This is a genomic window from Ramlibacter ginsenosidimutans, assembly GCF_016654015.1.
In the GTDB taxonomy this organism is placed as follows: domain Bacteria; phylum Pseudomonadota; class Gammaproteobacteria; order Burkholderiales; family Burkholderiaceae_C; genus Ramlibacter; species Ramlibacter ginsenosidimutans.
In genome coordinates this window covers 29,323-49,675 of the sequence record NZ_JAEPWM010000009.1, presented here as the reverse complement: position 1 = coordinate 49,675, position 20,353 = coordinate 29,323, and the positions used below count along the sequence as shown (strand labels likewise).

Here is a 20,353-nt window from a genome sequence, read left to right as displayed (position 1 = left end):
AGGAGAGCAGTTCCGTATGTGGAAGTCCGGCGTCATCGCCCTTTTCGCCGCCGCGGCGCTGAGCCCGTGCCTGGCCGCGCAGCCTGACGCGTTCCAGCGCGGCAAGGACACGATCTGGGAAGTGCTCTGGCACCAGAGCGGCACGGCCACGCGCCTCGTGCGCTGGGGCACCGACATCAAGGTGCGCATCACCGGCGTGAACGTGGCGGCGCATCGGCAGCACACGGTGCAGGCGCTGCGCGACGTGGCCGGGGAAGCAGGCGTGAAGGTGATCGACGTCACCGACCAGCCCGACGCCGCCACCCAGGCGAACGTGAAGATCGAGATCGTGCCGGACAGCGCGCTGAGCGAAGCGCAGCCGTGCGAGACCCGGCTGGACTTCCAGACCGAAACGACGATCGACAGCGTCACCATGCAGATGCGCGACAGCGACGCCCGGCGCTGCGCGTACCACGAGTCGATGCACGTCATGGGCGTGCGCGGCCATCCCGAAGGCGACACGGTGCTGAACTACTTCACCTCGCGCACCGAAGGCCTGGGGCCGCTCGACAAGGTGCTGCTGCGCGCCTGGTACTCGCCGCGCGTGCGTCCCGGCGCGACCCCGTTCGAGGTGCTGCCCGTGCTGGCGGACGAACTGGTCGCCATCTCGGCCAACCGGGCCCGGGCGCAGAAGGAACGCGACGCCTTCCTTGCGGACACCGTTAACCGCATGCAGGCCTTCGCGCAGGGCCAGGGCGACGTGCCGAAGATCATCAAGGACTGCGGCAAGGTCACCGAGAACGGCGTCCGCTATGGCCGGCTCGAGATGAGCTACTTCCTCGGGGTCGCCTACCAGAACGGCGCCTCGGTCCGGCAGGACTCCGCCCGCGCCCTGCAGTGGCTGCAGCGCGCCGCCAGCCTGGGCGACCGCGACGCCAAGATGCAACTGGCGGCCGCGGCGAGCGAGCAGGCGGCCGGCGCACCCAGCGAGCAGGCCGCAGGCGCGGCGCGCTGATCGGGCTGCCGCGGCCGCGCAGCGCGGCTCGCGCTCGCAGCGCGCGTTGACGCTGAGTGGGCGAGGGTGCTACCCTCGTTCAAATGGTAGGACCAATCCTTCGCCGCCGCCCCGGTCCGCAAGAGGTGTCGCTTGGCTGAGCGCACCCTGCGGGGCCGTGTCGCCGTGGTCGGCATCGGCGAGAGCCCGTACTACAAGCACGGCCAGTCGCCCGTCCCGGAATTCCAGCTGGCGTTGCAGGCCATCCTGGCCGCGTGCCGGGACGCGGGACTGGACCCGCGTGCCATCGACGGCTTCGCCTCGTATGGCGAGGAACGCAGCGATGCGGTCCGCCTCGCCGCCGCGCTGGGGCTGCCGCGCCTGCGTTCGGCGACGATGCAGTGGGGCGGCGGCGGCGGTGGCTGCTGCGCTGCCGTCGCCAATGGCGCGGCCGCGATCGCGACCGGGCAGGCCGAGTGCGTGGTGGTGTTCCGCTCGCTCGCGCAGGGCCAGTACGGGCGCTTCGGGCAGGCGAGCGCGGCGGGCACGGTCGCGGGCGAGCGTTCGTACCTGGTGCCCTACGGCGTCATCGCACCGCCGCAGCGCTTCGCGATGCGCGTGCGCCGCTTCATGCACGAGCACGGCGTGCGCCAGCAGGCCTTGCGCGCCATCGCGCTCGCCTCGTACCGGCACGCGCAGAACAACCCGCGCGCCCTCATGCACGGCAAGCCGCTCGATGCGGCGCGCTACGACGCCTCGCGCTGGATCGTCGAGCCCTTCCACCTGTTCGACTGCTGCATGGAAAACGACGGCGCGGCCGCCGTGGTGCTGGTGGACGCCGAACGCGCGCGCGACTTCCCGAACGAGCCGGTGTACCTCCTCGGCGCCGCTGCCGGCGCGAGCGAGCGCTTCGGCGCGCAGGCGCACAACTCGCCCGATTACGCATCCGCGAACTTCACGACCGTGGCTCCCGAGCTCTATCGCATGGCGGGCCTCACGCCCGCGGACGTGGGCGTGGTGCAGTGCTACGAGAACTTCACCGGCGGCGTGGTGATGGCGCTCGCGGAGCACGGCTTCTTCGCGCCGGAAGAGGCGAACGACTTCCTCACGCTCGACAACCTGCTGGCGGCGGGCGGCCGCCTGCCGCTGAACACCAGCGGCGGCAACCTCGCCGAGTGCTACATGCACGGCTTCGAGCTGGTGCTGGAGGCAGTGCGGCAGGTGCGCGGCACCTCGTGCAATCCGGTCGCGCGCAACGACGTGGCGCTGGTGGTGGGCGGCCCGATGGTGGCGCCGGCCAGCGACCTGCTGCTGGGCTCGCAGGATGCACTGGAGAGGAGGGTGGTCCAGTGAGTTCGGCCGCCTACCTGCCGACCGGCCTGCCCATCCCCGTTCCGGAGAGCGATGGCATCTCGGCGCCTTACTGGGCGGGGCTGCGCGAAGGCCGCCTGCTGGTGCAGCGCTGCACGCAGTGCGGCGCGTGGCAGTTCGCGCCGGAGTGCATCTGCCACCGCTGCCACGCGTTCGACCCCGCGTGGGTGGAGGTGCGGCCGCAGGGCCGCATCTACAGCTGGGAGCGCGTCTGGCATCCGGTGCATCCGGCGCTGAAGGACCGCTGTCCTTATGTTGCCGTGCTGGTGGAACTGCCCCAGGCGGGCAACGTGCGCATGGTCGGCAACCTGCTCGGCGACCCGCTGCAGGAGGTGCGCATCGGCGCCGAGGTGAACGGCGTGTTCGAGCATCACGCCGACGCTGCGCCGCCGTTCTCGCTGCTGCAGTGGCGCTGCGCCTGAGGCCGCGGCACTAGAATCGCGGCCACCCCCCCATGAAAGCTCCTGCCGCCGACCTGTCGTTCGCAGCGATCTCTCCCGCGCGCGCCGTGGACGAAATCGCGGCCCAGGTGCGCTCCATGGTGGAGGACGGCCGGCTCAAGCCCGGCGACCGCCTGCCGTCCGAGCGCGACCTGTCGCTGCGGCTGCGGGTGAGCCGCAACACGCTGCGCGAAGCGCTGCGCACGCTGGAACACGCGGGCCTGATCGAGATGCGCAAGGGCGCGAGCGGGGGCGCGTTCGTGCGCACCGGCAGCGGCGGCGCGATCGTGACGGGCCTGAGCGACCTCTACCACCTGGGCGCGATCACGCCCCAGCAGCTGACGGAAGCGCGGATCTGGCTCAACGACATCGTGGTGCGCGTGGCCTGCGAACGCGCGACCGATGCGGACTTCGAGGCGCTCGAAGCGAACATCGCGGCCGCCACGCGCGCGCACGAAGCGGGCCGCTTCGACGAACGACAGCAGCTGCACCGCGAGTTCCACGTGCTCCTGGCGCGCACCACGCGCAACCCGATCATCGCGATCACCATGGAAAGCGTGATGGCGGTGTTCGGCAAGTTCATCGAGAAGATCGGCCCGCGCGAGAACCCGTACACGCTGCCTTCGCGCAAGCGCTTCATGAAGCACTTGCGCAGCCGCGACGCCGATGCGGCGGTGGCCGAGATGTCGCGGCACCTGCGGCGGCTGCATACGCAGTACCTGGCGCTGTGGACCGAGCAGAAGGCCGCGGCCTGAGCGGCAGCGCCTGCGGCTTCAGCGCGCGCCGGGCGTGACCCGGCGGCCGAAGGTGCCGGCGCGCGCGAGTTCGGCTATGCGCTCCTGCGGCAGGTGCAGGACTTCGCGCAGCACCGCCTCCGTGTGCTGTCCCACGTCGGGCGCCGGGACCGGGTCGACCATGGGCGTGCGCGCGTAGCGGATGGGCGAGGCGATGTTCGGCACTTCGCCCAGCGTGGGATGCGGAATGCGGGTGACCAGCTGCCGCGCGCGCGCTTCCGGCGAGCGCATGGCTTCGCCCACGGTGCGCACCTCGCCGCAGGGAATCTGCGCCGCGCGCATGCGCTCCTGCCAGTGGCTCCACGGATGCTGCGCGAAGGCGGCGTTCAGCTGCGCGAACAGTTCGTCGCGCCGGGCAATGCGGCCGTTGCGGTCCTTCAGCACCGGGTCGTTCGCGAGGTCGGGCCGCTCCAGCACCTGCAGCGCGAGCCGCTGGAAGATCTTGTCGTTGCCGCAGTTGATGTAGAACGCCTTGTCCGAGGCCTCGAATACGCCGGAAGGACAGGTGTCCACGCTGGTGTTGCCGTGCCTCTGCGGTTCCTGGCCGGTGATGAGGTGCTGCATGGTGGCCCAGCCGGTCATGAGCAGGCCGGTGTCGAACAGCGCGACCTCCACGAACTGGCCCTCGCCCTGGCGCTCGCGGGCGAGCAGGGCGCCGAGCACGGCGTTGCATGTCATGAGCGCAGTGCTGATGTCCATCACGGCCGACGACGAACGCACGCCCATGCGGTCGGGATAGCCGTTCATGGAGACGAATCCGCTTTCGGCCTGGACCACCGGGTCGAATCCGAGGCGGTCGGCGAACGGGCCTTCGCGCCCGTAGGCCGACACCGAGCAGTACACCAGCTTGGGATTGATCTTGCGGCAGGCCTCGTAGTCCAGGCCGAAGCGCTGCATCACGCCGGTGGAGAAGTTCTCCACGACCACGTCGGCCTGCGCGATCAGCTGGCGCGCGAGCTCGGCGCCTGCCGGCGCCTTCAGGTCCAGCGCGAAGCTGCGCTTGTTGCGGTTGCCCCAGGTGAAGGGGCCGCCCTGCTGCTCCAGCCCCGGCACCGCGGGAGGGTAGTAGCGCAACTCGTCGCCGCGCTCGGGCGGCTCGATCTTGATGACGTCGGCGCCCATGTCGGCCAGCATCATCGTGGCGAGCGGGCCGGCGATGAAGTGCGAGAAGTCGATGACGCGGATGCCCTGCAACGCGGTCGGCGCGCCGGCGGGGCGGGGCGTGTGCGGGGGAAACTCGGCGGTGCGGCGGGCGAGGGGAGAAACTTCGGGTTCGCTCATGGACTGCTTTACGGTTGGTAGCCGAAATCCTTGCCCGGCTCGGCGCGCATGAATTCCCGGCCAGCGGCCATCCAGTCGGCGCCGGCGGGGATGGTGATGGAGATGGCCCGCACCAGGAGCTTGTCGCTGGCGTCCACGGAGGGTGGCCGCTGGCCCTCCTGCGCCAGTTTCTTCGCCGCTTCCAGCAGCACCCGCCGCGTGCGGATGACGCCGCTGTCGCTCAGGCCCAGGTTCTCCTTGCTGCGGTCGTAGATCGCCGTCACGCCGGACTGGCAGGCTGCGTCCTGCAGCCACAGGCCCGGCATGCCGGCGTTGTACTTGCGCGCGAGCTCGGGGTCGTAGCCGTAGGCGTTCTCGCGCTTGTACTTGCTCCAGTAGGTCGCATACGGCACGGTCACCGGGCGCGGCTCGAAGGCGTGCTCGGAGGCATGGCCGGTCTCGCGGCCGTTATGGCCCTCGCGGAACAGCTTGCGCGTCTTCTCGTAGAAGGGCTGGGCCGGATGGTAGGAGAACATGATGCACAGCGTGTGCTCGTCGTCGATCGGCACCCACGCGTGGCCACTCAGCTCCGGGTATTGCGAGAAGGGCGGCACCAGCGTCCAGAACGGCATGAGGAACTGGTTGACCCGGATGTAGTTCTGTTCCTTGCCGACCTGCCGGCGCGAGGCGATGTGCACGCCGGCCTCGTGCTGCGTCACCTCGAACTTCGGCGCGAGGTCCGCCGCCTGCTTCCACTGGTCGATGCTGCCGCCGGCGTCCACGCGCCCGTGCAGGATGGCCGCGTGCGCGGAGTCGACCTCGCCTTCCAGCGCCTGCAGCCAGTTGCATTCCTGGATGCGCATGGAGACGTGCGCGTTCTGCTCGGGCACCATGTTCCATTCCAGGCTGGGCAGCGGCGGCGGCACGGCATCCGGACCCATGTAGGCCCACAGCACGCCATTGCGCTCCTGCACGGGATAGGCCTTCACCCGCACCTTCTTCAGCATCGGCGTGTTCGCCGCTTCGGCCGGCATCTCCTGGCAGGCGCCGTCCACCGCGAATTTCCAGCCGTGGTACACGCAGCGCAGACCGCCGTCCTCGTTGCGGCCGAAGACCAGCGGTGCGCCGCGGTGCGGGCACGCCTGGTCCACCAGGCCCACGCGGCCGGCGCTGTCGCGGAACGCGACCAGGTCCTCGCCCAGCAGCCGCACGCGATAGGGCGCGCCGTCCGCGGCCACGTCGCGCGACAGCAGGAAGGGGATCCAGTACAGCCGCATTAGCTTGCCCATGGCCGTCTCGGGCCCGACGCGCACCAGCAGTTCGTTGTCTTCACGTGTCAACATTCACTCGTCCTTGAATGGTCCAACCATTGGGGCTATTTTGCATGCGGGATGCTATGCTGTCCACTTTTCGCCGGCGGCCCTGGCGCGTCCGCAACCCCGCGGCGCGAAGCGCTGCCGCAGCGAGGCAACGATGCAAGCGAATGAACGCAATCCGGTCGTGCTGGGCTTCGCGCCCATGGACGACGTCCACGCCGAGTTCGACGCGATCATCGCGCGGGCCCAGGCCTGTTCCGACGCGGAGTTTCCGGCCTGCCTGGCCGAAGTCATCGCGCACCTGCGCGCGCATTTCGGCGCCGAGGACGCCTGGATGCGCGAGACCGACTTCCCGCCAGGCGACTGCCACGTCGACGAACACGCGGCGGTGCTGAAGTCGGCCGACGAGGTGGCGCCGCTCGTGGCGCAGGGCCGCATCGACATCGGGCGCTCCTTCGTGGCCGAACTCGCGCGCTGGTTCCCCGGCCATGCCGATTACCTGGATTCCGCGCTCGCGGCGTGGATGTGCAAGCGCCGGCTGGGCGGCAAGCCCGTCGTGCTGCAGAGGCGGCCGCGCTCCGGCGGTTGACGCTTTCGCTCCGATGGTCCTACCATTGAAGCTTTGCCGCTCGCCATCCAGGAGACAACAGAACATGCCCCGATCCCGCCGCCACCTCCTCGCCCTGTGCGCCGCCGGCGTGCTCTCCACCTTCGCCGCGGCTTCGGCGCTCGCGCAGGAGAGCTATCCTTCGCGGCCGATCCACATCGTGGTTCCCTACGCGGCCGGCGGCACCACGGACCAGGTTGCGCGTGCCATCCAGCCGGCGCTGCAGGAGTACCTCAAGCAGCCGGTGGTCATCGACAACAAGGCGGGCGCCGGCGGCATGATCGGCACCGACGCGGTGGCCAAGGCGGCCCCCGATGGCTACACGCTGGTGTTCGGCAATTCCGGACCCAACGCGATCCTGCCCCTGCTGCGCAAGACGCCGTACGACCCGATCAAGGACCTGCGCCCGGTGTCCACGGCGGTGATCACGCCCATGATCCTCGCGGTCTCCGCGAGCAACCCGGCAAAGAACCTGAAGGAGTTCCTGGCGGCGGCGAAGCAGTCCGGCAGCAGCTGGAACTTCGGCTCGGTCGGCGTCGGCTCGCTGTCGCACCTGACCGGCGAGTACTTCAACCACCTGGCCGGCCTGAAGCTCACGCACGTCCCGTACAACGGCGGCGCGCCGATGATGACGGCCTTTGGCGGCGGCCAGTTGCAAGCGGCCTTCGTCACCGGCCTCGATGGCGCCACCATGCTGAATGCCGGCAAGGTCCGCTACCTTGCGGTCGGCTCCTCCGCCCGGACCAGCGTGGTACCGGGCCTGCCGGCGATTGCCGAGGAGGTGCCGGGCTTCCGCAGCATCGCGTGGTTCGGCGTGCTGGCCCCGGCCGGCGTGCCGGACGCCGTGGTGGCCAGGCTGCACGACGCGGTCGCCTACGCCGTTGCGAAGCCGGAAGTGCAGAAGCTCTTCACCGAGCGCGACGTGGAAGCGCGCAGCAGCACGCCGGCGGAGCTGGAACAGCTGATCCGCGACGAGATGACGCAGTGGGGCCAGGTGATCAGGCGCTCCAACATCAAGCTGGACTGAGGCCGTGACGGTACCGGACGCAGCCGCGCGCGTCGGTCCCTTGTGCGGGCTGCGGGTCGTGGAGTTCGCGGGCCTCGGGCCGGCGCCCTTCGCCTGCATGCTGCTGGCCGACATGGGCGCAGAGGTCGTCACGATCCAGCGTGCCAACGCCAGGCTTGCGGACGCCACGCAGTTCATCGGGCGCGGGCGCACGGTGCTCCAGGCGGACCTCAAGTCGCTTGCCGACCGCGATCGCGTGCTGCGCCTGCTGGACGGCGCCGACGTCCTGGTGGAGGGCTTCCGCCCCGGGGTGATGGAGCGCCTCGGCCTCGGGCCCGAGCTGGTCGCGGAGCGCAACCCGCGGCTGGTCTACGCGCGCATGACGGGCTGGGGACAGACCGGCCCGCTCGCGCACGCGGCCGGCCACGACATCAACTACATCGCGCTATCTGGTGCGCTGCACGCCATCGGCCCGCACGACCGGCCGGTCCCGCCCCTCAACCTGGTGGGCGACTACGGCGGCGGCAGCCTCTACCTGCTGGTGGGCATCCTCGCGGCCTTGCACGAAGCGCGCACGTCCGGGCACGGGCAGGTGGTCGACGCCGCCATCACCGACGGCACGCTGAGCCTGATGTCCCTGTTCGCCTCGATGGCCTTGCGTGGCGGCTTCGTGGAGGAACGCGAGCGCAACCTGCTCGATGGCGGCGCGCCGTTCTACGCGGTCTACGAAACGGCGGACGGCGGGCACATGAGCGTGGGTGCGCTGGAGCCGCAGTTCTTCGCCGAGCTGTGTGAGCGCATCGGCGTGCCGGAGCACCTGCGCGACACGCAGGACGACCGCGCCCGCTGGCCGGAGCTGCGCGCGGCGCTCGCGACGATCTTCCGCTCGCGTTCGCGGCAAGACTGGACCGATCTGCTGGAAGGCACGGATGCATGCTGCGCACCGGTGCTGTCGCTGTCCGACGCGGCGCGGCATCCGCAAAATGCGGCGCGGCAGGCGTTCGTCACGGTCGACGGGGTGGCGCAGCCCGCGCCGGCGCCGCGCTTCTCGCGCACCCCGTCGCAGGCGGGCGCCGCGCCGCGCGGGCCGGCGGACTGGGACGCGGTGCTGGGGCACTGGACCGCTGCGGGCCCCGCGCCTTGAGCGCGGACACGCCCGGTACGCCGCAGCCTACGCGCACCGTTCCATTGCGCCGACGCGGAGGGCGAGCGCGCACCCAACAATGGGGGCTCGACCAGGAGCCACCATGCCGAACGAAAACAAGCCGGGCCAGGACGCGGACAGCGAGGATCCCAAGCTGCGCGAGGACGGCCCGATTCCCGCTGCCTCCGACGACGAAGTGCTGGACGACACCGCTCGGCTGGTGCGCGAAGGGCGCAAGGAATTGCGGCGCGACCCCAACGAGCCCAAGCAGCGGTCGCAGGACTGAGTCCCGTGTGCGCGGCGCAGCGCGCCACAGGACGCGCAACGGGGCCAATTCGCCTGGGGACGCAGCTCTTGTCGTGTGACAGTTTGTATGCGGCTGCGCGAATATGGCTGCGGCGGGCGCCTTCATTCCGGCCTGACCGTTGCGCGCGCGCAATCAAATCGCCCCGCGCGATTGCAAGTCCATTAAAGTCGGGCTGCGGTTCGCTCCTGCCATGCGGCAGCAACCCTCGCAGACCATGATTTTTTCGAAACGAAGCGCGCCGCCAGACAAGCAAAAAGCCAAGAAGGCAGCCACGCCTGATTCGGCGCTCACGCAGTACAGCTCGCAGCTCTCGGGTGAGGGGCTGGAGCGCGAGTACGAAGAGGTCGTGCGCGTGCAGCTGTCGCGGCTGGGCATTCCTCCGGAGACCGTGGACATCGAGGTCCGGCCCGCCGGCACCATGAAGGACGGGCGCGCGGTCTACCTCGGCATGCTGCGCCTGGTGAAGTGGAACGCGCGCACGTCCCTGCGGCTGCTGGTCGCGCTGCCGGTGCTGGAGGCGAAGACGCGCCAGTCGCTCGACACCACGTGGCTGATGGACGTGAGCCACTTCGGCGGCCTGTGGGTCCACGCCTCCGGCGGCGTGCGGACGGACGCCGTGCTCGGCGACATTCGCGGCGCCATCACGCAACTCGAACTCATGTCCTCGCAGTCCGAGCCGCCAAGCGAGCCGCGCTGGAGTGCCAGCGTGCAGGCCGTGCTGAACGAACTCGAGGGAGAGCAGTCCGGCGGCCAGTGAGGCCGGCCGGACGCTGGGTGCTGCGCCACGCGGCCGAGGCCACGCGCCGCGATCGGGTGGCAAGCCCGATCAGTAGCTGCCGTTCAACAGCAGTTGGGCGATGACGCCGGTGGCGATGGCCGCCAGCACGTAGTCGTTGCCGACCTGCACCCAGTGGTAGCCGCGCGGGGGCGGAGCCAGGTGGTGCTCGTGCCAGTTGTCCACCACGTACTGGTGCTCGCGGTACTGCGCGGGCAGCCGGCCGCCGCGGTGCCACTCGGGCCCGCGGGCGCCGTAGTAATAGACATCGTGGTCGCCGCGGCGCTCGTGCTCGTAGCGGGCCTCGTCGCGACGGTCATGCCCGTAGCGGCCTTCGTCACGGCGGTCGTGGCCGTCGCGCGCATCGCCGCGGTCGTTGCGGCCCTCGTCGTGGCCGCGGTTGCCCATGGCGCCTCGCTCGTAGCGCTGGTCGCCGCGGTCGTGGTCGCGGTTCTCGTCACGGCCTTGCGCGAATGCGGACAGCGAGCCGAAGCTCATGGCCGCGACGGTGAGCATGCAGACGATGCGTTTTGATTTCATGGGGACTCCTTGTTCTGGTGAGTCCATCATGCGCGCCGCGGCCGTCCCGTAGCGCCAAGGCCGCGCAAAGAGTCTGACCAGACGTACGCGGCCGGGAAGCGCGCCTACGAGGCAGCGGCGTGTGCACCGACACCCTGCTGATTCGCGTGAAAATAGGCCCATGCACACCAGAAAACTCGGCCCCTTCACCGTCACCGCCATCGGCCTCGGCTGCATGAACCTCAGCCATGCCTATGGCACGCCGCCTTCACCGGAGCAAGGCAGGAAGGTCCTGCACGCCGCGCTCGATGCCGGCGTGACGCTGTTCGACACGGCGGCCCTGTACGGGTTCGGCGCCAACGAAAGCCTCGTTGGCCCGGTGCTCAAGCCGCACCGGCGCGAGATCACGCTGTGCAGCAAGGGCGGCATGGCGGGCGTGACCGGCGACGACGGCGTCACGCGCCGCGTGATCGACGGCCGTCCCGAAGCGATCCGGCGCAACTGCGAAGACAGCCTGCGCCGCCTGCAGACGGACGTCATCGACCTTTACTACCTGCACCGCTGGGACAAGAGCGTGCCGATCGAGGAGAGCGTGGGCGCATTGAGCCGGCTGGTGGGGCAGGGCAAGGTACGCGCCATCGGCCTGTCCGAAGTGTCGGCCGCGACCGTCCGCAAGGCCCACGCCGTGCACCCGGTGGCGGCGGTGCAGACCGAGTACTCGCTGTGGACGCGCAACCCGGAGATCGCCGTGCTCGCCGCCTGCCGCGAGATCGGGGCGGCGTTCGTCGCGTTCAGCCCGGTCGCGCGCGGCTTCCTGTGCGACGCGCTGCACGACGTGACGACCCTGGATGCAAAGGACATCCGCAAGACGATGCCGCGCTTCGCGCCGGAGAACTACGCGCGCAACCTGCAATTGCTGCCGCCGTACAAGGCGATCGCGCGCGAGGCGGGCTGCACGCCGGCGCAGCTCGCGCTGGCCTGGCTGCTGCACAAGGGCCCGGACATCATCCCGATTCCCGGAACCACGAGCGTGGAGCACCTGCGCGAGGACCTGGCCGCGGCGGACGTGCGGCTCTCGCCACGGACCATCGCCAGCCTGGAGGCCCTGATCAACCAGGACACGGTGGCCGGCGACCGCTACAGCGATCAGTCCAATCGCGAGGTGGACACGGAGGTGTTCTGAGCCGGCAAGGCAGAGCTTTGCACAAGCTCCCGCCATGGATGCGCCGCGCCATTCGTCGCAGGCGCGGCGCGGGCCCTCCCGCAAAACTTTCGGCTTCCTCAGGTAAGTGCTGATTCGCGGCGGCCGAGGGAGCCCTAGAGTGGCACGTCACGCATGCGGCATCGTGCCGCGGAGACCTCGCCATGAAACGAACTTTCCTGCACTGGACCCTCGCGGCCGCCGGCTGCCTGCTGATCGCGGCGACGCCCGCCCGCGCCCAGATGCAACCGTGGGAGAAGGACCTCTACGAGGCGGCGAAGAAGGAAAAGCCGATCACGGTGTACACGGCGCACTACAACACGGAGGACGCGCAGTCGCTGTGCGCCGCGTTCGAGCAGAAGTACGCCGGCCTCAAGTGCAACTTCGTGCGCACCACCGCGCAGGTGGCCTATCAGCGCTTCCAGCAGGACCTGCAGGCGAATGCGCCGGTCGCGTCGATCTTCAGCAGCACGGACGTGAGCCACTACCCGGAGATGAAGAAGAAGGGCCTGCTGATGCAGTACCGCCCGCACAACGAGGCCAACATGGTGGACTCGCTCAAGCCGTACAACGACAAGGACGGTGATTACTGGGTGACCGCTGCGGCCCTGATGGCCCTGACCTACAACACCAGCGTGGTGAGCGAGAAGGAAGCGCCGAAGAACTGGCCCGACCTGCTGGATCCCAAGTGGAAGGGCAAGGTCTCCATCGGCCACCCCGCCTTCAGCGGCTACGTGGGCACCTGGGTCGTGCTGATGCAGAAGCTCTATGGCTGGGACTACTTCACCAAGCTGGAGAAGAACGAACCGCAGATCGGCCGCTCCGTGAACGACACGGTGACGATGCTCAACTCCAAGGAGCGCGTGGTCGCCGCAGGACCGGAGGGCACGACCCTGCTCTCGCGCGACAAGGGCAACCCGCTGGGGGTGATCTATCCCACCGACGGCGCACTGCTGATGGTGTCGCCGAGCGCGATCCCCAAGAACGCACCTTCGCCCAACGCGGCCAAGCTGTACATGGAGTTCCTCCTGAGCAAGGAGGCCGCCGAGGTGCAGGTGAAGTCGCACAACCTGTCGGTGGTCAAGGGCGTCGCGGCGGCGCCGGGCGCCAAGCCGCTGGAGCAGATCAAGGTGGTGCGCCCCACCGAGGACGAGATCGCCCGGGGCATCCCCGAGGTGAAGCAGAAGTTCCGCGAAACCTTCGGCATCTGAGCGCCGGCCCCTCGACGGATGGCTTACGCTGAATCGACGCCCCTGGCGGAAGCGGCCGCGGGCGAGGGTTGGGCGCAGCGCTGGCGGCACTGGGACCGCAGCTCGCTGCTGTGGATCCTGGCCATCGCGATCCTCGCGGTGCTGGTGCTCAACCCGTTGCTGCGCCTGTTCGTCGTCAGCTTCCAGGACGAGGGCGGCGCGTTCACGCTGGCGAACTACGCCGCGGCCTATCGCAACCACCGCCACCTGGAGGCGCTCGGGAACTCGCTCGTGCTGGGGCTCTCCTCCGGCTTGCTGTGCCTGGCCTTCGGCGTGCCGCTGGCGTGGGCGCTGTCGCGCACCGACATGCCGGGCAAGCCGCTGGTGTGGGTCGCGATCCTGGGCACCTTCATCATCCCGCCTTACCTCGGCGCCGTCGCCTGGATCCTGCTCGCCGGCCCGCATGCCGGGTGGCTGAACCAGGCCGCGCGGTGGCTGTTCGGCACGCGCCCGTTCAACATCTATTCGATGCCGGGGCTGGTGCTGGTGGTGGCCTGCTACAGCTTCCCCTACGTGGTGGTGCTGACCAAGTCCGCGCTCGACCTCGTGTCCTCCGAGATGGAGGACGCCGCCAACATCCTCGGTGCCAGCAACCTGCGCACCTCGCTGCTGATCACGCTGCCCTTGGTGCTGCCGTCGATCCTGGGCGCGTTCATCCTGGTGTTCCTGGAAGCGATCGCCCTGTTCGGCTCGCCGGCGCTGCTGGCCTTGCCCGGACGCTTCCACGTCGTCACCACGCAGCTGTGGCAGTTCTTCGAGTTCCCGCCGCGCGTGGGCGTTGCGGCCGCGTATGCAATGCCGCTGCTGCTGATCACCGTGGCGCTCTTCTGGCTGCAGCGGCGCATCACGCATCGCAAGGGCTACGTGTCGCTCACGGGCAAGGGCGGCGAGCGGCGTGCGATCGCGCTGGGTCCCTGGAAGTGGCTGGCGCTGGGCTACTGCCTGTTCGTCACGACACTCTCGTTTTTCATGCCGCTGGTGGTGGTCTGCCAGGCCGCGTTCGCCAAGGCATGGGGGCGCGGCTTCGCGTGGGACAACCTCACGCTGGACAACGTGCGCGCGATCGTGTTCGAGAACGCGCTCACCCGCACGGCCACCTGGCACACCTTCCTGTATGCGGGCACGGCCTCCGTCATCGCCGTGGTTCTCGCCCTGTGCATCGCCTACGTGGTGAACCGCAACCTGGTGAACCGGCACGTGGGCAGCGTCCTGTCCTTCCTCACCATGGCGCCGTTCGTGGTGCCGGGCATCGTGCTGGCGATCGGCTTCTACGCGGCCTACACCCGGCCGCCCTTCCTGCTGTACGGGACGGCGTGGATCCTGATCCTCGCCTTCACCACGCGCTTCCTGCCGATCGCCTTCGTGAACAGCAGTGCGGCGATCCGCAGCATCAACCCGGAGCTGGAAGAGGCCGTGCGCACCCTGGGCGGCTCGCGGCTGACGGCCGTCCGCCACGTCGTGCTTCCCATGCTGAAGCGCAGCCTCGCCGGCGCGTTCATCCTGGTGTTCATCCCGGCGACGCGCGAGTTGAGCACGGCGATCTTCCTGTACTCGATCAACACGCAGGTCCTGTCCGTGCTGCTGTTCGACAAGAGCGACGAAGGCAACTTCGAGATGCTCGCCTCCATCGGCCTGGTGCTGGTCGTGATCACCGTCACGCTGGTACTGGTGGGCTTCAAGCTGCTGGGGCGGGACTTCATGATGCGCAGGACGGTGACGTGAGCAGGAGGATGCCAAGTTGAGCCAGCTGGTCTTGAGAAATGTGTCGCGGACGTTCGGGAGCTTCACGGCCGTCGACGGCCTGAACCTGTCGCTGCGCGAAGGCGAGCTGGTGTCCCTGCTGGGCCCTTCGGGCTGCGGCAAGACGACCACGCTGCGCATGATCGCGGGCTTCATCACGCCCACGGCGGGGACGATCGAGGTGGATGGCAAGGTGATCTCCTCGGCCCAGTCCAGCCTGCCGCCGGAGAAGCGGCAGATGTCCATGATCTTCCAGAGCTACGCGATCTGGCCGAACATGACCGTGGCGGAGAACGTCGCCTTCGGCCTGAAGCTGCAGAAGGTGCCCGCGGCGGACGCCAGGAAGCGGGTGGATGACATCCTCGACGTGGTGCAGCTGCGGGCCTTGCGCGACCGCTACCCGGCGGAGTTGAGCGGCGGCCAGCAGCAGCGCGTCGCGCTCGCGCGCGCCATCGTCGTGAAGCCTTCGGTGCTGCTGCTCGACGAGCCGCTTTCCAACCTCGACGCCAACTTGCGCGAGGAAATGCGTTACGAGATCCGGCGCCTGCACGACGAGTTCCAGATGACCATGGTCTACGTCACGCACGACCAGGCCGAAGCCATGGTGACCTCGGACCGCATCGCCGTGATGAACAAGGGCCGCATCGAGCAGCTCGACGCGCCCTTCGAGCTGTACCGCAACCCGCGCACGCGCTTCGTGGCCGGCTTCATCGGGCGCAGCAACTTCCTCACGGGCGCGCGGCGCGACGACCGCGTCGATTTCGGCGGCTTCTTCCTGCCGGTGCGCGACCTGGCCGGGGGCACGGCCTTGCCGCAGGAGGTGCAGGTCTCGATCCGGCCGCAATGCATCCAGCTGCTGCGCGAGAGGCCGGCGGGTCGCGACGGGCATTGCTGCGTCGAGGCGAGCATCCAGCGGCGCTCCTACCTGGGCGAGTCCTGGGACTACCATGTGCGGCTGGCACCCGCGCTCGAGCCGCTGCGCGTGACCGCCCGCCCCGGCGACGTGTTCGAAGTGGGGCAGACCCTCTACGCCGAGATCGACACCTCGCAGATCACCGTTCTGAACCAAGGATAGTTCCACCATGCCGCTGCCCCTGGAAGGCGTCCGCGTCCTCGACCTGACCAACGTGATGGCCGGTCCCTACTGCACCATGGTGCTGGGCGACCTCGGCGCCGAGGTCGTCAAGCTGGAAAGCCTGGAGGGCGACAGCACGCGCCACTTCGAGCCCCAGGTGAACGGCGAGTCGTACTGCTTCGCGGTCCTGAACCGCAACAAGAAGAGCATCGCGGTGGACCTGAAGTCGCCGCAGGGCAAGGACATCGTGATGAAGCTCGCGGCGCGCAGCGACATCGTGATCGAGAACTTCCGCCCCGGCGTCGTGAAGAAGCTGGGCATCGCCTACGACGACCTGAAGAAGCTGAACCCGTCGCTGATCTATGCGTCGATGTCCGGCTTCGGACAGACCGGCCCCTACGGGCGCAAGGGCGGCTTCGACATCATCGCGCAAGGCATGTCGGGCGTGATGATGATGACCGGCTATCCGGGCGGGCGTCCGGCCAAGGTCGGCATCGCGATGAACGACATCGCCTGCGGCGTGACGACGCTCTACGGCATCCTGGGCGCCTTCATCGGCAAGCTGCGCCACGGCCAGGGCCAGTACCTCGAGACCTCGCTGCTGGAAGCAGGGCTGGCGTGGAGCATCTGGGAGTTCGGCGCGTACTTCGGCTCCGGCGAACTGCCGACCGCCACCGGCACGCGGCACCGCCGCTCTGCGCCGTACCAGGCGTTCCGGTCGCAGGACGGCTACGTCACCGTGGGCGCGAGCGGCGACAAGCTCTGGCGCGCCTTCGTGACGCAGGTCGTCGAGCAGCCGCAGTGGCTGGTGGACCCGCGCTTCGAGCGCAATCCGCTGCGGGTGAAGAACGCCGACGCGCTGGAGGAGCTGATCGAATCCATCCTCGTTACGCAGCCGACGGCGCACTGGGTGGCGAAGCTGGACGCGGCCGGCGTGCCGGGCGGTCCCGTCTACACCTACGACCAGACGCTGGCGGACCCGCAGGTGCAGCACCGCCGGATGGTGTACGACATCGACCATCCCGTGATCGGACCGATGAAGACGCTGGGCCTGCCGCTGAAGTCGGATGGCGAGCTGACGCAGATCCGCAAGCCCGCGCCGCTGCATGGCCAGCACACCGAGGAGGTCCTGCGCGAAGCCGGCTACAGCGACAGCCAGGTGCGCGGCCTGCTGGCCGAAGGCGTCGTGAAATCCACCGGAGCCAAGGCATGAAGCTGCAGACCGAGCGCATGATCGCGCAGAAGGATGGCGCGATCGGCTGGATCACGTTCAACAACCCGGCGCGGCACAACGCGGTGTCGCTGCCGATGTGGCAAGGGCTCTTCGATGCGGTCACCGCGTTCGCCGAGGATGACGAAGTGCGCGTGATCGTGCTGAAAGGCGCCGGCGACAAGGCGTTCGTCTCCGGCGCCGACATCTCGGAGTTCGAGGAGAAGCGCTCCAACGCGGAGAACATCGCTGCGTACAACGCCGTTTCGCACGCCGCCACCGCCGCGCTGCACGACGTGAACAAGCCGACCATCGCGATGATCCGCGGCTACTGCGTGGGCGGCGGCGTGTCGGTGGCGCTGTCGTGCGACCTGCGCATCGCCGCGCAGGGCTCGAGCTTCGCCGTGCCGGCAGCGAAGCTGGGGCTGGGCTACGAATTCGAGGGGGTGCGCAAGCTCGTGGACGTGGTCGGCCCGTCCTTCGCGCGCGAGATCTTCTACACGGCCCGCCAGTTCACGGTGGAAGAGGCCGTGACGATGGGGCTGGTGAACCGCGTGGTGCCCGTCGACGAACTCGAAGCGTTCGTGCGCGGGTATGCCGAGCGCATCGCTGCGAATGCGCCGCTGACGGTGGCGTCCATCAAGACGCTGGTCGCCCAGACCCTGAAGGACGAGTCGGAGCGCAACGTGGCGCTGTGCAAGGCGGTGGTGGACCGCTGCTTCGCCAGCGCCGACTACGTCGAAGGCCGGCAGGCCTTCATGGAAAAGCGCAAGCCGAAATTCACGGGGCGGTGAAGCGCTGGGGTTCGCTGGCGCTCACCGCCAGCCTACGAATGCCTGGTGCTCAACCCCACCCTATGAATGCACCCGTAGGCTGGTGGTGACCGAAGGGAACCCCAGCAGCTTCACGCAAATTCCTTCTCGTGCATCCACGCCGCATGCTTGGGCGCGCGCTTGGTGCGGCTCCACTCTTCCAGCATCGCCACCTTCACTTCGTCGAGCCGCTTGTACATCTCCGGCGTGCCCGTGTTCGCGGCGAGTTCGACGCGGTGGCCGTTCGGGTCGTGGAAGTAGATCGACTTGAAGATGGTGTGGTCGGTGACGCCCACCACCGGGATGCCGTCGGCCTGCAGGCGGGCCTTGGCGTCTTCGAGCTCCTGCACGCTGCCGACCTCGAAGGCGATGTGCTGCACCCACGCGGGGGTGTTGGTGTCGCGGCCCATCGGAGGCGACTTGGGGATCTCGAAGAAGGCGAGGACGTTGCCGTTGCCGGCATCGAGGAACACGTGCATGTACGGATCGGGCTCGTGCGTGGAGGGCACGTGGTTCTCGGCGATGGCCAGCACGAATTTCATGCCCAGGTGCTTGCCGTACCACTCGACGGTCTCTTTGGCGTCCTTGCAGCGGTAGGCGACGTGGTGGATCTTGCGGATGTTCATGGTTGGCTCCTTCAGGCTTCGCGGCGGGCCAGCGCCAGTGCTTCCCTGAGCACCGCGATGTCGCCGATGTGGTTGGAGAGCAGCAGGATCAGGCGCGCGTTGAGCCGCTCGCTTTCCTCGTCGCTCAGGTCGCGATGCGCATCGATCAGCGCCTCGTAGAAATCGTCGCCCGGGCTGAAGTCGCGGAAGTAGCGCTTGCCGGGTTCCTGGAAACGGGCTTGCAGTTGCAGCGGCATGGCGTGGCCTTTCAGTCGTTGCAGGTGGCGCGCGCGAGGGCGGCTTGCACGCGCGCGGGTTCGAAGGTGCGCCAGCGCGCGGCGACGTGCTGGTCCGGCCGCAGAAGGTAGGCGGTGCCGGCGGAGGCGTCGTAGCGCCGCGCGACCAGCCCTTGCGGGTCGGCCAGCACGCGCAGGCCGCGCACTTCGCCGCCCTGCGGCGTGACGATCACCGTCTCGACCGGGATGGGCCCTTGCGCCAGCGCATCGAGGCGGTCGCGCCAGGACGGCGTGAGCTTGCCCGTGTCGCTGAGGAACAGCAGCAGCACGAAGCGGCCGCCGACCTGGTCCAGCAGCCACGCGGGCGTACCGGCGACTGCCACGGGCGCATCGGCCATCGGGGCGCCGGGCACCATGTCCCCGTCGAAGTGTTCCGCGTCCGGTGTGTTCAGCCGCGACGCGACGAGATAGCTGGGCACGGACAGGCGCCCCGAGTTCACCAGCTTGCGCGCGAACGGATGCTCGCGCGCGAGCTCCAGCACCGCGTTGCGGAAGGTCTTGCTCGCGCGGCTCTTGGGCGTGATGAAGTCCGTGGAGCGGGTGGAGTTCATCAGGTTCTCGTCGGCCGCGTAGACCCGGTCCGTGCTGTAGGTGTCCAGCAGCGAATCGGGCGCCTTGCCCTCGATCACCAGCCGGAGTTTCCACAGCAGGTCGTCGGTGTCCTGGAAGCCGGAGTTGGCGCCGCGCGCACCGAACGGCGAGACCTGGTGCGCGGCATCGCCGACGAACAGCACGCGCCCGTGGCGGAAGTCCTTCATGCGGCGGCACTGGAAGGTGTAGATGCTGACCCACTCCAGCTCGAACGGACGTGCGTCGCCGAGCATCGCGCGGATGCGCGGGATGACCTTCTCCGGCTTCTTCTCCTCTTCGGGATCGGCGTCCCATCCGAGCTGGAAGTCGATGCGCCAGACGTTGTCGGCCTGCTTGTGCAGCAGCACGGTCTGGTTCGGGTGGAAGGGCGGGTCGAACCAGAGCCAGCGCTCGGCCGGCCAGTCGGCCTGCATCACCACGTCCGCGATCAGGAAGCGGTCCATGAAGATGCGGCCGTCGACGTCGAGGCCCAGCATGCGGCGCGTGGCCGAGCGCGCGCCGTCGGCGGCAATGAGCCAGTCCGCCTCGATCGCGAACACGCCCTCGGGCGTCTCCACCTGCAGCTTCACGTGGTCGACCGCCGGCTGCACCGAGACCACCTTGTACTTCCAGCGCAGGTCCACGCCGAGCTGCTGCGCGCGCGCGACCAGCATCTCCTCGAGGTGGTACTGCTGCAGGTTGATCATGCCGGGCCGCTTGTGCCCGGGCTCGGGCACGAGGTCGAATCGGTAGACCTCCTGCTCGCGGAAGAAGGTGCGGCCCACGTTCCAGCCGACGCCGCGCTCGCACACCGCGTCACCGACGCCGAGGCGGTCCAGGATCTCCAGCGCGCGCTTCGCGTAGCAGACCGCACGCGAGCCGATCGAGACGGAGTCGTCCTCGTCGAACAGCAGGACCGGCAGGCCTTGCAGGCGCGCATCGATGGCTGCGGCCAGACCCACCGGCCCCGCGCCGATCACGATCAGGGGCCGGCGCTGCGGCGGCTGCGTGCGCAGGTCGTCCGGCGCCTTCGTCGCGAAGCGCGGGTACGTGTGGGTCCCCATGGGCGCGTCTCCTGGTGG

21 protein-coding genes are annotated in these 20,353 nt (G+C 69.1%); 15 read left to right on the top strand and 6 right to left on the bottom strand.

The genetic code is table 11. The annotated features are described in order from the left end of the window. The first annotated feature begins 16 nt into the window (after nt 1-16). The 4 genes from JJB11_RS19160 to JJB11_RS19145 all read left to right on the top strand — a co-directional run bounded on the left by JJB11_RS19160 (nt 17) and on the right by JJB11_RS19145 (nt 3,539). Nucleotides 17-994, top strand: a complete 978-nt coding sequence (locus JJB11_RS19160) for a DUF2927 domain-containing protein (protein ID WP_201175165.1) — start codon at nt 17-19, stop codon at nt 992-994. Nucleotides 995-1,126: 132 nt separating this feature from the next. Continuing rightward, nucleotides 1,127-2,326, top strand: coding sequence for a thiolase C-terminal domain-containing protein (locus tag JJB11_RS19155; RefSeq protein ID WP_201175163.1), 1,200 nt, complete (start codon nt 1,127-1,129; stop codon nt 2,324-2,326). After that, nucleotides 2,323-2,766: an OB-fold domain-containing protein gene (locus JJB11_RS19150; protein WP_201175161.1), complete on the top strand. Its 444-nt coding sequence runs from the start codon at nt 2,323-2,325 to the stop codon at nt 2,764-2,766. Before JJB11_RS19155 ends, JJB11_RS19150 begins: the two co-directional genes overlap by 4 nt. A gap of 32 nt (nt 2,767-2,798) precedes the next feature. Next, entirely contained in the window at nt 2,799-3,539 is a 741-nt protein-coding gene (locus JJB11_RS19145; protein ID WP_201175153.1) for a FadR/GntR family transcriptional regulator, read from the top strand. Between the two features lie 18 nt (nt 3,540-3,557). On the opposite strand, the gene JJB11_RS19140 is transcribed toward JJB11_RS19145, so the two are convergent. Beyond that, the gene (locus JJB11_RS19140; protein WP_201175151.1) at nt 3,558-4,859 is read right to left on the bottom strand and encodes a CaiB/BaiF CoA transferase family protein; all 1,302 of its coding nucleotides are present in this window, start codon (nt 4,857-4,859) and stop codon (nt 3,558-3,560) included. An 8-nt stretch (nt 4,860-4,867) separates the two neighbouring features. Continuing rightward, nucleotides 4,868-6,181 (bottom strand): Rieske 2Fe-2S domain-containing protein, encoded by a 1,314-nt coding sequence (locus tag JJB11_RS19135; RefSeq protein WP_201175149.1) that lies wholly within the window; start codon nt 6,179-6,181, stop codon nt 4,868-4,870. Between the two features lie 130 nt (nt 6,182-6,311). On the opposite strand from JJB11_RS19135, the gene JJB11_RS19130 reads away from it, so the two are divergent. From JJB11_RS19130 to JJB11_RS19110, 5 genes are all read left to right on the top strand, one after another. Beyond that, nucleotides 6,312-6,743, top strand: coding sequence for a bacteriohemerythrin (locus JJB11_RS19130; protein ID WP_201175141.1), 432 nt, complete (start codon nt 6,312-6,314; stop codon nt 6,741-6,743). A gap of 64 nt (nt 6,744-6,807) precedes the next feature. After that, nucleotides 6,808-7,788 carry a Bug family tripartite tricarboxylate transporter substrate binding protein gene (locus tag JJB11_RS19125; RefSeq protein ID WP_201175139.1) on the top strand — a complete coding sequence of 327 codons (981 nt, stop codon included), beginning with the start codon at nt 6,808-6,810 and terminating at the stop codon, nt 7,786-7,788. A gap of 4 nt (nt 7,789-7,792) precedes the next feature. Continuing rightward, a complete protein-coding gene (locus tag JJB11_RS19120; RefSeq protein WP_201175137.1) occupies nt 7,793-8,911 on the top strand; it encodes a CoA transferase in 1,119 nt (372 codons plus the stop codon). A 103-nt stretch (nt 8,912-9,014) separates the two neighbouring features. Continuing rightward, complete coding sequence (locus JJB11_RS19115) at nt 9,015-9,197, top strand: hypothetical protein (protein ID WP_201175135.1); 183 nt, start codon at nt 9,015-9,017, stop codon at nt 9,195-9,197. 235 nt (nt 9,198-9,432) lie between these two features. Then, the gene (locus tag JJB11_RS19110) at nt 9,433-9,975 is read left to right on the top strand and encodes a hypothetical protein (RefSeq protein WP_201175133.1); all 543 of its coding nucleotides are present in this window, start codon (nt 9,433-9,435) and stop codon (nt 9,973-9,975) included. 69 nt (nt 9,976-10,044) lie between these two features. Here the strand turns inward: JJB11_RS19110 and JJB11_RS19105 are convergent, their stop codons facing one another. Further along, the gene (locus JJB11_RS19105; protein WP_201175131.1) at nt 10,045-10,533 is read right to left on the bottom strand and encodes an RcnB family protein; all 489 of its coding nucleotides are present in this window, start codon (nt 10,531-10,533) and stop codon (nt 10,045-10,047) included. A gap of 160 nt (nt 10,534-10,693) precedes the next feature. Between JJB11_RS19105 and JJB11_RS19100 the strand changes: the two genes are divergently transcribed. The 6 genes from JJB11_RS19100 (at nt 10,694) to JJB11_RS19075 (ending at nt 17,782) form a co-directional block, all read left to right on the top strand. Then, nucleotides 10,694-11,695, top strand: a complete 1,002-nt coding sequence (locus JJB11_RS19100) for an aldo/keto reductase (RefSeq protein WP_201175111.1) — start codon at nt 10,694-10,696, stop codon at nt 11,693-11,695. A gap of 182 nt (nt 11,696-11,877) precedes the next feature. Beyond that, nucleotides 11,878-12,924 carry an ABC transporter substrate-binding protein gene (locus JJB11_RS19095; RefSeq protein WP_201175107.1) on the top strand — a complete coding sequence of 349 codons (1,047 nt, stop codon included), beginning with the start codon at nt 11,878-11,880 and terminating at the stop codon, nt 12,922-12,924. An 18-nt stretch (nt 12,925-12,942) separates the two neighbouring features. Further along, entirely contained in the window at nt 12,943-14,685 is a 1,743-nt protein-coding gene (locus JJB11_RS19090) for an ABC transporter permease (protein WP_201175105.1), read from the top strand. A 16-nt stretch (nt 14,686-14,701) separates the two neighbouring features. Further along, complete coding sequence (locus JJB11_RS19085) at nt 14,702-15,778, top strand: ABC transporter ATP-binding protein (protein ID WP_201175103.1); 1,077 nt, start codon at nt 14,702-14,704, stop codon at nt 15,776-15,778. 7 nt (nt 15,779-15,785) lie between these two features. Further along, complete coding sequence (locus tag JJB11_RS19080) at nt 15,786-16,991, top strand: CaiB/BaiF CoA transferase family protein (RefSeq protein ID WP_201175101.1); 1,206 nt, start codon at nt 15,786-15,788, stop codon at nt 16,989-16,991. Then, on the top strand, nt 16,988-17,782 hold the full coding sequence (locus tag JJB11_RS19075; protein WP_201175099.1) for an enoyl-CoA hydratase: 795 nt from the start codon (nt 16,988-16,990) through the stop codon (nt 17,780-17,782). The genes JJB11_RS19080 and JJB11_RS19075 overlap by 4 nt, the downstream gene beginning before the upstream one ends. 110 nt (nt 17,783-17,892) lie before the next feature. On the opposite strand, the gene JJB11_RS19070 is transcribed toward JJB11_RS19075, so the two are convergent. From JJB11_RS19070 to JJB11_RS19060, 3 genes are read right to left on the bottom strand one after another with little or no spacing between them, the layout of a single operon-like run. Beyond that, nucleotides 17,893-18,426 carry a VOC family protein gene (locus JJB11_RS19070; RefSeq protein WP_201175097.1) on the bottom strand — a complete coding sequence of 178 codons (534 nt, stop codon included), beginning with the start codon at nt 18,424-18,426 and terminating at the stop codon, nt 17,893-17,895. Nucleotides 18,427-18,437: 11 nt separating this feature from the next. Further along, nucleotides 18,438-18,662 carry a DUF2783 domain-containing protein gene (locus tag JJB11_RS19065; RefSeq protein ID WP_201175095.1) on the bottom strand — a complete coding sequence of 75 codons (225 nt, stop codon included), beginning with the start codon at nt 18,660-18,662 and terminating at the stop codon, nt 18,438-18,440. 11 nt (nt 18,663-18,673) lie between these two features. Beyond that, the gene (locus JJB11_RS19060; RefSeq protein WP_201175093.1) at nt 18,674-20,335 is read right to left on the bottom strand and encodes an FAD-dependent oxidoreductase; all 1,662 of its coding nucleotides are present in this window, start codon (nt 20,333-20,335) and stop codon (nt 18,674-18,676) included. Nucleotides 20,336-20,353: the final 18 nt, after the last annotated feature.

Bases quoted from the DNA above. Each gene is read 5' to 3' on its own strand.
- JJB11_RS19075 (WP_201175099.1), top strand. From the start codon at position 16,988: ATGAAGCTGCAGACCGAGCGCATGATCGCGCAGAAGGATGGCGCGATC.
- JJB11_RS19125 (WP_201175139.1), top strand. From the start codon at position 6,808: ATGCCCCGATCCCGCCGCCACCTCCTCGCCCTGTGCGCCGCCGGCGTG.
- JJB11_RS19080 (WP_201175101.1), top strand. From the start codon at position 15,786: ATGCCGCTGCCCCTGGAAGGCGTCCGCGTCCTCGACCTGACCAACGTG.
- JJB11_RS19065 (WP_201175095.1), bottom strand. From the start codon at position 18,662: ATGCCGCTGCAACTGCAAGCCCGTTTCCAGGAACCCGGCAAGCGCTAC.
- JJB11_RS19095 (WP_201175107.1), top strand. From the start codon at position 11,878: ATGAAACGAACTTTCCTGCACTGGACCCTCGCGGCCGCCGGCTGCCTG.
- JJB11_RS19130 (WP_201175141.1), top strand. From the start codon at position 6,312: ATGCAAGCGAATGAACGCAATCCGGTCGTGCTGGGCTTCGCGCCCATG.
- JJB11_RS19110 (WP_201175133.1), top strand. From the start codon at position 9,433: ATGATTTTTTCGAAACGAAGCGCGCCGCCAGACAAGCAAAAAGCCAAG.
- JJB11_RS19105 (WP_201175131.1), bottom strand. From the start codon at position 10,533: ATGAAATCAAAACGCATCGTCTGCATGCTCACCGTCGCGGCCATGAGC.
- JJB11_RS19135 (WP_201175149.1), bottom strand. From the start codon at position 6,181: ATGTTGACACGTGAAGACAACGAACTGCTGGTGCGCGTCGGGCCCGAG.
- JJB11_RS19115 (WP_201175135.1), top strand. From the start codon at position 9,015: ATGCCGAACGAAAACAAGCCGGGCCAGGACGCGGACAGCGAGGATCCC.
- JJB11_RS19140 (WP_201175151.1), bottom strand. From the start codon at position 4,859: ATGAGCGAACCCGAAGTTTCTCCCCTCGCCCGCCGCACCGCCGAGTTT.
- JJB11_RS19060 (WP_201175093.1), bottom strand. From the start codon at position 20,335: ATGGGGACCCACACGTACCCGCGCTTCGCGACGAAGGCGCCGGACGAC.
- JJB11_RS19090 (WP_201175105.1), top strand. From the start codon at position 12,943: ATGGCTTACGCTGAATCGACGCCCCTGGCGGAAGCGGCCGCGGGCGAG.
- JJB11_RS19070 (WP_201175097.1), bottom strand. From the start codon at position 18,426: ATGAACATCCGCAAGATCCACCACGTCGCCTACCGCTGCAAGGACGCC.
- JJB11_RS19160 (WP_201175165.1), top strand. From the start codon at position 17: ATGTGGAAGTCCGGCGTCATCGCCCTTTTCGCCGCCGCGGCGCTGAGC.
- JJB11_RS19100 (WP_201175111.1), top strand. From the start codon at position 10,694: ATGCACACCAGAAAACTCGGCCCCTTCACCGTCACCGCCATCGGCCTC.
- JJB11_RS19145 (WP_201175153.1), top strand. From the start codon at position 2,799: ATGAAAGCTCCTGCCGCCGACCTGTCGTTCGCAGCGATCTCTCCCGCG.